Origin of the sequence: Actinoplanes sp. NPDC026670 (assembly GCF_040638175.1) — a bacterium.
Lineage (GTDB): Bacteria > Actinomycetota > Actinomycetes > Mycobacteriales > Micromonosporaceae > Actinoplanes.
Genome location: NZ_JBEZXU010000085.1, coordinates 37,152 through 47,226 on the forward strand (window position 1 = coordinate 37,152; position 10,075 = coordinate 47,226).

A 10,075-nucleotide genomic window follows, 5' to 3' on the forward strand; every position below is an offset into this window, starting at 1 on the left:
CGGCAGAACGGGGTGAGGCACATGACGACCGAGGATGAGAACCGGCCGGCACGCCGTCGCGTGACCCTGACCGGGATCAGCTCGAGGGCGTGGGAGCACCCGGCCGACCGGGGCGCGTTGTCCGCGCTGCGGGAGTTGCGCGGCTTCGACGACGTGGTGAAGACGTTCTTCGGCATGTGGAACGAGCGGGGGTTCCGGCTCATTTTCCTGGCCGGCGCGATCCGCGTCGACCACAGGCAGTATCCGCGGGTGCATCAGATTTTCGCGGAGGCGGCGAGCACGCTCGACGTGGCGGAGCTGCCTGAGCTCTACGTGACGCAGGATCCGCGGATCAACGGTCAGGCGATCGGCCTGGACCGGCCGTTCATCGTGATCACCACGGGCGCGGTGGACAAGCTCGACGACGACGAGCTGCGTGCGCTGCTCGGCCACGAGGTCGGGCATGTGCGCAGTGGGCACGCCGTCTACAAGACGATCATGAAGATCCTGACCGACTGGATCACCCACATCAGCTGGCTGCCGATCGGCGTGATGGCGCTCCGGGCGATCGTCGCGGCGATGTTCGAGTGGTGGCGCAAGGCGGAGCTGTCCGCCGACCGGGCCGGCCTGCTCGCCGGCCAGGATCCGGCGGCCTCGCTGCGCCTGCTGATGAAGCTGGCCGGCGGCGGCGACCTGTCGCAGATCGACACCGCGGCGTTCCTGGAGCAGGCCGCCGAGTTCGAGGGCGGCGGCGACCTGCGCGACAGCCTCCACAAGATCGGGATGATCGCGTGGAGCAGCCACCCGGTTCCGGTCGCCCGGGCCGCCGAGCTGCGCAAATGGATCGACTCGGGGGAGTATGCGCGGATTGTCGGTGGTGACTACCCGCGCCGCGATTCGGATGGCGACGCGTCGGTCACCGAGGACGTGAAGGCGGCGGCCAAGGCGTACCGCGAAGACTTCACCAACTCGCAGGATCCGCTGGTCGGACTGGTCCGCCGGTTCGGCGGCGGGGCCGCCGACCTGGCCGGGGCGGCCGCCGGCAAGGCGTATGGCTGGGCCAGTGAGGCGGCCCGGCGTGGGCGCGGCGACAACAGCGGAGAGGGTACGCCGGACGCATGATCCACCGGTCGGGCCGGAAACCTGTCACAACTCCGGCCTACGATCGGCGGCATGAGCCTGAGTGAATCCGATCTGCGCGCCGCGATCCGGCGCGAGATGCCCGGTGTCCGCGCCGACCTGGAACGGCTGGTGCGGATCCCGGGTGTCGCCTTCGAAGGTTTCGACCACTCGCACGTGGAGCGGTCCGCGGAGGCGGTCGCCGAGCTGTTGCGCGGGTGCGGGCTCGACACCGAGATCGTCCGCCACGGCGGCCAGCCTGCGGTGATCGGCCGAAAGGCGGCCCCGGCCGGGGCGCCGACCGTGCTGCTCTACGCGCATCATGACGTGCAGCCGGCCGGTGACCCGGCGTTGTGGACGAGTGACCCGTTCGAGCCGGTGGAGCGTGACGGCCGCCTCTACGGCCGGGGCGCGGCTGACGACAAGGCGGGTGTGATGGCGCACGTCGCGGCGTTGCGCGCGTTCGGCGACCAGCTTCCGGTGGGCGTCGTCGTGTTCGTCGAGGGCGAGGAGGAGTATGGCTCCGACTCCCTCGACACGATCATTCACGAGCATCTGGAGGAGCTGCGCTCCGACGTGATCGTGATCGCCGACTCCGGTAACTGGGACATCGGCCAGCCCGCGCTGACCACCTCTCTGCGTGGCCTGGTCAACCTTTTCGCCGAGGTCAAGGTGCTGAAAAGCGCCGTGCACAGCGGCATGTTCGGTGGTCCGGTGCCGGATGCGCTGATCACCCTGGCGCGGCTGCTGTCGACGTTGCATGACGATGACGGTGAGGTCGCGGTGGCCGGCCTGGTCGGCCGTGAGGGCGCCAGCGTCGACTACCCAGCCGACCGTTTCCGCTCCGAGGCGGGCATCCTCGACGGGGTCGAGCTGATCGGTAAGGGCACGATCACCGACCGCATCTGGACCAAACCGTCGGTTTCAGTGCTGGGCATCGACGCTCCGCGGACCCTGGAGGCGGCGAACGCGTTGCAGCCCACCGCCAAGGCGAAGATCAGTGTGCGGCTGGCGCCCGGCGACGACCCGAAAACGGCGTTCGAGGCGGTCCGCGCCCACCTGGAGAAGCACGTTCCGTGGGGCGCGAGCCTGGAGGTCACGCTGGAGAGCGACGGCGCGCCGTGCGTGATCGACGCGACCGGCCCGGTGTATGACGCGGCCCGTGCCGCGTTCAGCGCGGCGTGGGACGGCACCGATCCGGTGGACATGGGCGTCGGCGGGTCGATCCCGTTCATCGCCACCTTCCAGGAGTTGTTCCCCGGTGCCGCGATCCTGGTCACCGGCGTCGAGGACCCGCATGCGGCGGCGCACGGTCCGGACGAGAGCCTGCACCTGGGCGAGTTCGAGAAGGTCTGCATCGCCGAGGCGCTGCTGCTCAGGAACGTCGCGGAGACTCTGACGAAGTAGGAAGCGGGGTGGCCGATGGCCGAGCTGTCTTGTGAGGTCCTGGTGGTCGGCGCCGGCCCGACCGGGCTGATGCTGGCCAACTGGCTGACCAGGCTCGGGGTGCAGGTGATCGTCGCGGACGGCAAGGACGGTCCGACGGCGGAGTCCCGCGCGCTCGTCGTGCAGGCCCGCAGCCTGGAGATCTACGACCAGCTCGGCATCGGCGATCAGGTTCTGGAGGCCGCGCACCGGGCCGAGGCGCTTGCGCCCGGGTTCGGTGCGCGGGCGTTCGGGCGGATTCCGCTCGGGCAACTCGGGGCGCGGCTCACGCCGTACCCCTTCATCGAAGTTCTTGAACAGAGTCGCAACGAGGAGATCCTCTACGACAATCTGCGCAAACTCGGCGGCGACGTGTATTGGGAGTCGCCGGTCACCGCGGTCGTCCAGACCGACGACGGGGTCGAGGCGAAAGTCGGCAATCACACGGTGCGGGCCCGGTTCTGTGTGGGCTGTGACGGAGCCAACTCGGTGGTCCGCAAAGCCCGCCGGATCGACTTCGAGGGCGTCACCAACCCGCACCGGTTCTTCGTGCTGGACGCGATCGGGGCGCACGGCCTGGTGCCGGAGGCGGTGAACGTCCGCCCTGAGCAGACCGATTTCCTGCTCGGCTTCCCGATGCGCGGCGAGGGCGGCTGGCGGCTGATCGGCCTGGTCCGCGACACGAACTCGGACGGCGACCTCGACGAGGAGGACGCCCGCGAGCGGATGCTGCGCACCTACGGCGTCACCTACGACCGGGCCCGCTGGTTCGCCACCTACCGGGTGCACCATCGGGTCGCCGCGGCCTTCCGGGACGGCCCGTTCTTCCTGGCCGGTGACGCCGCCCACGTGCATTCCCCGGTCGGTGGCCAGGGTATGAACACCGGCCTCCAGGACGCGCACAACCTCGCCTTCAAACTCGCCGACGTGCTGCGCGGCGCCCGCCGGGACAGCTGGCTGGATCGTTACGAGGCGGAGCGCCGGCCGGTCGCCCGCAAACTCGTCGCCACCACCGACCGGCTGTTCAACGCGATCACCTCGACCCGCCTGCCGGCCCGTGTGCTGCGGCGCATCCTGATCCCGCTGATCGCCCCGATCGCGGTGCGGGTGCTGCCCGGCTCGTCCGGCGGTTCCCGCCTGTTCCAGTACGTGTCGCAGATCCGCATCCACTACCGCCTCGACCCGGACGCCAAACCGGACAGCCCACGCGATCCGGTGATCGGCCGGCGCCTGCCCTGGACCGGGAACAACCATGCGGTGCTGCGGGCCGCCTGCTGGCAGATCCACGGATACGGCGAGGTCGCCGCCTCCGACGCGCCCGACCTCGGGATGCCTGTGCACATCTTCCCGCCGGCGCCCGGGACAAGCCTGCGACCTGGGCTTCTCTACCTGATCAGGGCGGACGGATTCGTTGCCGCGAGCGCTGCGCCGGCCGAGGCCGACACACATTTCCGGCACGCCCTGGGCAGGTGAATTTCGGCGTCCACAGGGTGGATCGACGGTGTCTGCGGCGTCCGTTCCTGTTAGGATTCGAACATGCGTTCGATTGCCTCGCCTGCACCGAACATGCCTGCCACCAACAGGCCTGCCACGCAGCTTTCCGCTGCGCTGGCCGGTCGCGCGGCCCGGGTGACCCCCGGCGGCCCACGTGACTCGCTCGACCGTCTTCGCACACGCGAGCGGATCGAGTCGATCGCCCGGCTCCGCGCCGCGGCCCGCGCCCTCGGCGACGTCGACGTCTCCGGGTGGGACGACGCCACCCTCACCGATCACCTCGACGAGCTCTCCAAGGTCCTCTGCACGTTCGACGCCGAGCTGGCCCGGGTCGCCGACGCGGTCCGAGCCCGCGGCTTTCGCATCGAGGAGCCCAAAGCCGCATGACCAAAACCCCAAACCCAAGGTCAAAATCCGACAACTTCCCTGGGGGTACGGGGTGAGCGCCCCCCATGACCACGCACCTCCGTCATGAGACCCAGGTCGGCGGCGGGATTACTGCGAATCGCGCGGTCTGACGTCCAGCCGAGCGTTGTGCCCAGCCTGGCTGGGCATCGCGCCCGGCCGAGGTAGTGGTTCCGTGTTCTTCTGAGTTCAATCGGGCGCGTTTCCCGGGACCCGGGGCCGTGCCGCCCGCGGCCGGGCCCCGGGTACGGCCTTGCTGCCCGCGGCCGGGCCCTGGCTGCGGCCTTGCCGGCTGTGGCCTTGCCCGGGTTGCGGCCTTGCCGCCTGTGGCCGGTCACCGGTTGCGGCCTTGCCCGGGTTGCGGCCTCGTCGGCTGTGGCCCGGTCACCGGTTGCGGCCTTGCCGGCTGTGGCCCGGTCACCGGTTGCGGCCTTGCCGGCTGTGGCCCGGTCACCGGGCGCGGGTTTCGGGGACGGATCGTGGTCGTCGTGTGTCACGGGGCACACGGTGGCGTGATCGGCTGCCAGGATGGAGATCGTGCGGTTCGTTGACATAGCAGCCACCTCGGCCGCGGTCGCCGCGACCTCGGGCCGCAAGGCCAAGATCGAGCTGCTCGCCGGTGCGCTGCGGCGGCTGGACCCCGGCGAGATCGTCGCCGGGGCCGCCTACCTGGCCGGTGAGCTGCGCCAGCGGCAGACCGGGGTCGGTTACGCCTCCCTGCGTGACCGGCCCGAGCCCGCCGCCGAAGCGTCCCTGACCGTCGCCCAGGTCGACGCGGCGATCGCGGAGATCTCGGCCGTCTCCGGCGCCGGATCGCAGGCCCGCCGCAAACAGATGCTCGGAGCGCTGTTCGGCGCGGCCACCGCCCCCGAGCAGTTGCTGCTCATCGGCCTGTTCGGCGGCGAGCTGCGGCAGGGCGCCCAGGCCGGTCTGCTGGCCGAGGCGATCGCCGCCGCCGCCGAGGTCCCGGCCCCCACGGTCCGGCGGGCCCTGCTGCTCGCCGGCGACCTGAAGATCGTCGCCGAGGCCGCCCTGACCGGCGGCGCTCCCGCCCTCGCCCAGATCCACCTGCGAGTCGGCACCCCGCTGAGCCCGATGCTGGCGAGCAGCGCCCCCGACGTCGCGGCTGCTCTGCTCGCCACCGGCACACCCGCCGTCGTCGACACCAAACTCGACGGCATCCGCATCCAGGTGCACCGGTCCGGCGACGACGTGGCCGTCTACACCCGCAGCCTCGACGACATCACCGCCCGGCTGCCCGAGGTGGTCGCCCAGGTCCGGGCGCTGCCGTTGCGTGAGGCGATCCTCGACGGCGAGGCCATGCTGCTCGACGAGACGGGCCGCCCCCGCCCGTTCCAGGAGACGTCCAGCCGGGCCGCGACCCGTGGCGCCCGTGCCCCGGCTCGCCGGAAATCCGCCGGAGGCGGCGAGTCGGCTGCCGGCCAGAGCCCGGACACGGCCGGCCCGGCTTCGCGGATTCCGTCTGCGGGAGCCCACCCCGAACCATCGGGTGTGACGAGTGGAGCGCCGTCGGCGGGTGGGCTCCGGCCGTACTTCTTCGATCTTCTTCATCTTGACGGGGTTGATCTGCTCGACGAGCCGGGCCGGGTTCGGTGGGCCGCCCTCGCCGAGTCCGTCCCGGGCGCCGCGACCGTCGGCCGGTCGGTCGCCGAAAGCGAGGAGCAGGCGGCCGCCGCGTTCGCCGCCGCCCTGGCCGCGGGTCAGGAAGGGGTCGTGATCAAGGATCCGGAGGCGCCCTACGACGTGGGCCGCCGTGGTTCCGCCTGGGTGAAGGTGAAACCCCGGCACACCCTCGACCTCGTCGTCCTCGCGGTCGAGTGGGGTCACGGCCGCCGCCACGGCTGGCTGTCCAACCTGCATCTGGGGGCCCGCGACCCGCAGTCCGGCGGGTTCGTGATGCTGGGCAAGACGTTCAAGGGCCTCACCGACGAACTGCTCCGCTGGCAGACCGACCGGTTCCGGCAACTGGCCGTCGCCGACCACGGCTGGGGTGTGACCGTCCGGCCCGAACAGGTGGTGGAGATCGCGTTCGACGGCGTCCAGACGTCACCGCGATATCCGGGCGGGGTGGCGCTGCGGTTCGCCCGGGTCCTCCGCTACCGCGACGACAAACCCGCCGGCGAAGCCGACACCATCGACACCGTCCGAGCGATAGGCGCCGGCCACCCGCCCGCACCTTCGTGACCAGGCACGCCGGCCCACCGCATTGAGCCACGGCACCGATCAGCCGTCGCTGAGCCACCGAATGCCGCCCCCGAAACCGCGCTGAGCGACGGCTGACCCGCGAGCCGTCGCTCAACGCGGTTTTCGGGGCGGTATTCGGTTGCTGGGCGACGGCTCGCGGGTTGTGACCGGTGTGGGCGTTACAGGGCGGCGAGGCTCCGGATGTAGTTGACCTGCTGGTTGAGGGCGGCCACATCGTCCTCGTGCTGGACCGGGACGCGAGACACGTACTGCTGCTGGCCGCTTGTCACGGTGACGTTCACCGTGCCCTGCGCGACCTGCTCCTTGAACATCAGCAGGAACAGGCTGAGGCCGGCGGTGAAGCAGATGCCGGCGAAGGCCAGGATCTTCGCCCACATCGGAGTGCGTCGCTGGCTCGTCCAGTGATCGGTGACCAGCCAGCGCGAACCGGCCAGCGGCAGGTCTCCCACCGGCGTGTGCACCTGGGTGGAGGTGATCTGCATCTCGGCGATCTCCACGATCACCGGCCCGGCCGGCTCCAGCGGGTCCGGGGTCTCCGCCTGGCCCGGCGTCTCGGACGCGGGCGGAGACGACGGGACGCCCCACGGATCACCGGACGGGAAGGTCATGCCCGCGACATTAATCGGCGTCGCCCACTGTCGCGAGACGACGCTCGCACACCATCCGGCGAAGCCCCGCTGACCTGGGCCGCGTTCCTAATCGGTCCCGGCCTCGGCGGCTTTCCGTTCTGCTGCGGCGACGCGGTCCTCGTTCGCGGCGGCCTTCCGGTCTGCTGCGGCGACGCGGTCCTCGTTCGCGGCGGCCTTCCGGTCTGCTGCGGCGACGCGGTCCTCGTTCGCGGCGGCCCTCCGGTCTGCGGCCGCGACCCGGTCGCGGCTGTCCGCCTCGGCCACCCTGTCGCGTGCGTCGGCGTCGGCGATCCGGTCCCGTGGCCGGGTGGCTGGTCTGGCCGACCGCGGACCACCGGCGGTCTCCTGCGCCTCGCGCCGGGCCTGCCAGCCGAACAGGACGTAGACCATGCCCGCGAAGATCCACCACTGGACGGCGTAGCCACCGTTCTGCCACGAGTCCTCATGCGGGATGGGGATCGTCACGAAAGCCGGATCGGCCGCCGGGGTCTGCTCGGTCAGGAGCACATACGCCCCGTACACCGGGAAGGGCAACTCGGTCGCCAGCCGGGGCAGACTCACCCGCCGGGTGTCCAGACGGCCGTCGCGGCGTTCCACCGGAGCGGGTCGGCTTTCCGACAGGTGTACCTGGCCGACGACGGTGACCCGGCCGGTCGGGGCGGCCGGGACCTCCGGCGAGTCGAGGGCCCCACCGGGCGGCGCGGGCACCCAACCGCGATCGATCAGCACAGCTGTCCCGTCGTCGAGGATCAGCGGGGTGATGATCTCGAAACCGACCTCGTTGGCGACCGTGCGGCCTCGCGCCTGGATCTCGTTGGCCGGGTCGTAGCGACCGCTGACGGTCACCTTTGTCCAGGCCACAGCCTCGCCGGGGTCGGGACCAGGCGTCCCGGCGGCGGTCGGGGCGGCGAGCGCCTCGGTCAGCGGGACAGCCGCGACCGCGTTGGCGTTGTCGACCCGGGTATTGATGGCAGTGCGTTCCCGATAACGATCCAGCTGCCAATTGCCGAGCAGCACCATGACCACCGAGGCGACGATCGTGAGCGCGGCGGCACCCAGCCAGCGCGGGGTCAGCAGGAACCGGTACACCCCATGAGGCTACCTGGCGAAGCGGTGGCTCCGGCCGCAGCCAGGTAGTCTGCGACATCCGGCAGTCGATAGAACACGTGGCGGCCGCCTGCGGAAACCTTCGGGGGAGACATTGATCACCGCCCAGCCTCGTCTGGTCGTGAGCGCGCCGTCGTCGGGCCACGGCAAGACGGCCATCGCCGTGGGACTGCTCGCTGCCCTCAGCGGCCGGGGCGTCCCGACGGCGGGCTTCAAGGTCGGCCCGGATCACACCGACGCGGCGTACCTCGGTCTCGCGGCCGGCCGGCCTGGCCGCAACCTCGACCCGCGGCTGGTCGGCGCCCAGCGTGTCGCGCCGCTCTTCGCCCACGGGGCCTCCGGCGCCCAGGTCGCCGTCATCGAGGGCGCGATGGGCCTGTTCGACAGCCTCACCGGCCAGCCGGAGATCGACGGCACCGCCTCGGTCGCCGCCGCCCTGCGCGCGCCCGTCGTCCTGGTCGTGGACGTCGCCGCGATGGGCCACTCGCTGGCCGCGCTGGTGCACGGCTTCCGGATGTTCGACGAGATGGTGCACCTGGGCGGCGTGATCCTCAACCGGGTCGCCTCGGACCGGCACGAGCAGATGCTGCGCAGCGCCATGGACGACATCGGCATGCCCGTGCTCGGCGCCCTGCACCGCGGTGACCTGCCCAACGCCCTGCCGGCCCGCACCCACGGGCTGGTCCCGGTGGCGCACCGGACCGTCGAGGCCGGCCGCGCGGTGCGCCGCCTCGGCGAGGCCGTCGCCGGCTCCCTCGACATCGAGCGGCTGGTGGCGCTGGCCTCGTCGGCGCCGCCGATCCCCGGCCCGATCTGGACCCCGTCCGAGGCGGCCGGGGACCAGCAGTTCGACTTCCGGCCGGTGATCGCCCTGGCCGGGGGCCAGGGCGCCCCCTACACCTACGTGGAGACGGCCGAGCTGCTCACCGCCGCCGGTGCGGACGTCGCGGTGGTCGATCCACTGCGCGACGAGGCATTGCCTCCGGGAACGCGCGGGTTGGTGGTCGGTGCGGGACTTCCCGAGGGGTACGCGGAAGAGCTCTCCGCCAACCGCCGGCTCTGTTCGGCCGTCGCCCAGTTCGCCCGCGACGGCTGGCCGGTGATCGCCGAGGGCGTCGCCCTGCCGTGGCTCGGTCACGAGCTGGACGGCCGCCCGATGTGTGGCGTCCTGGACGCGACCGCGACCACCGCCGAGCAGACCGTCGCCGGATATCGCGAGGCCACCGCCCCCGGCACGTCGGTGCTGGCCCCGGCCGGCGCCCGGATCACCGGCTACAAGCAGCACCGCGCAGTCGTCGCGCCGCGGGCCGGCGCCACCCCGGCGTGGACCTGGTCGGGCGGCAACCCGGAGGGTTTCGTCTGGCGCCAGGTGCACGCCTCCCAGCTGGGCCTGCACTGGGCCGCCGCCCCGGAGATCGCCCGCCGCCTGGTCGCCGCCGCCCACGCCGGCCCGCCCAGCAGCACCGGCGGCACCCAGGGACAGTCCGGCCCGCACGGTTCCGCCGGTTCCCAGGGGCCGGTCGGCTCGCATGGTTCCGCCGGCTCCCACGGTCCGTCCGGCTCGCACGGTTCGGCCGGCTCCCACGGCCCGGCCGGTTCACCGGGTGTCCCAGGCCGGTCGGCCCCGATGTCACCGGGCATGCCGTCCACGCCGCCGCCCGGCATGCCGTCCGGCCCGCCGGCGGGCATGC

7 protein-coding genes and 1 pseudogene are annotated in these 10,075 nt (G+C 72.0%); 6 read left to right on the top strand and 2 right to left on the bottom strand.

Going from position 1 to position 10,075, the window contains the following annotated elements:
• The first annotated feature begins 21 nt into the window (after positions 1–21).
• The 5 genes from AB0E94_RS46540 (at position 22) to AB0E94_RS46560 (ending at position 6,627) form a co-directional block, all read left to right on the top strand.
• Positions 22–1,101, top strand: a complete 1,080-nt coding sequence (locus AB0E94_RS46540; protein WP_360341027.1) for a M48 family metallopeptidase — start codon at positions 22–24, stop codon at positions 1,099–1,101.
• Positions 1,102–1,158: 57 nt separating this feature from the next.
• The gene (locus tag AB0E94_RS46545) at positions 1,159–2,505 is read left to right on the top strand and encodes a dipeptidase (RefSeq protein WP_360341051.1); all 1,347 of its coding nucleotides are present in this window, start codon (positions 1,159–1,161) and stop codon (positions 2,503–2,505) included.
• Between the two features lie 15 nt (positions 2,506–2,520).
• Complete coding sequence (locus AB0E94_RS46550; protein WP_360341030.1) at positions 2,521–3,996, top strand: FAD-dependent monooxygenase; 1,476 nt, start codon at positions 2,521–2,523, stop codon at positions 3,994–3,996.
• A gap of 219 nt (positions 3,997–4,215) precedes the next feature.
• A complete protein-coding gene (locus tag AB0E94_RS46555) occupies positions 4,216–4,404 on the top strand; it encodes a hypothetical protein (protein WP_360341054.1) in 189 nt (62 codons plus the stop codon).
• 546 nt (positions 4,405–4,950) lie between these two features.
• The gene (locus AB0E94_RS46560) at positions 4,951–6,627 is read left to right on the top strand and encodes an ATP-dependent DNA ligase (RefSeq protein WP_360341033.1); all 1,677 of its coding nucleotides are present in this window, start codon (positions 4,951–4,953) and stop codon (positions 6,625–6,627) included.
• A gap of 179 nt (positions 6,628–6,806) precedes the next feature.
• Here the strand turns inward: AB0E94_RS46560 and AB0E94_RS46565 are convergent, their stop codons facing one another.
• Both AB0E94_RS46565 and AB0E94_RS46570 read right to left on the bottom strand, forming a co-directional pair.
• Positions 6,807–7,256: a hypothetical protein gene (locus AB0E94_RS46565; RefSeq protein WP_360341036.1), complete on the bottom strand. Its 450-nt coding sequence runs from the start codon at positions 7,254–7,256 to the stop codon at positions 6,807–6,809.
• A gap of 354 nt (positions 7,257–7,610) precedes the next feature.
• A pseudogene (locus AB0E94_RS46570) lies at positions 7,611–8,366 on the bottom strand (SURF1 family protein); the annotation flags it as partial.
• Positions 8,367–8,505: 139 nt separating this feature from the next.
• Here AB0E94_RS46570 and AB0E94_RS46575 point away from each other — a divergent pair.
• The coding region (locus tag AB0E94_RS46575) for a cobyrinate a,c-diamide synthase (protein ID WP_360341039.1) at positions 8,506–10,075 on the top strand (1,570 nt) is incomplete at its 3' end.

Bases quoted from the DNA above. Each gene is read 5' to 3' on its own strand.
- AB0E94_RS46540 (WP_360341027.1), top strand. From the start codon at position 22: ATGACGACCGAGGATGAGAACCGGCCGGCACGCCGTCGCGTGACCCTG.
- AB0E94_RS46550 (WP_360341030.1), top strand. From the start codon at position 2,521: ATGGCCGAGCTGTCTTGTGAGGTCCTGGTGGTCGGCGCCGGCCCGACC.
- AB0E94_RS46560 (WP_360341033.1), top strand. From the start codon at position 4,951: ATGGAGATCGTGCGGTTCGTTGACATAGCAGCCACCTCGGCCGCGGTC.
- AB0E94_RS46565 (WP_360341036.1), bottom strand. From the start codon at position 7,256: ATGACCTTCCCGTCCGGTGATCCGTGGGGCGTCCCGTCGTCTCCGCCC.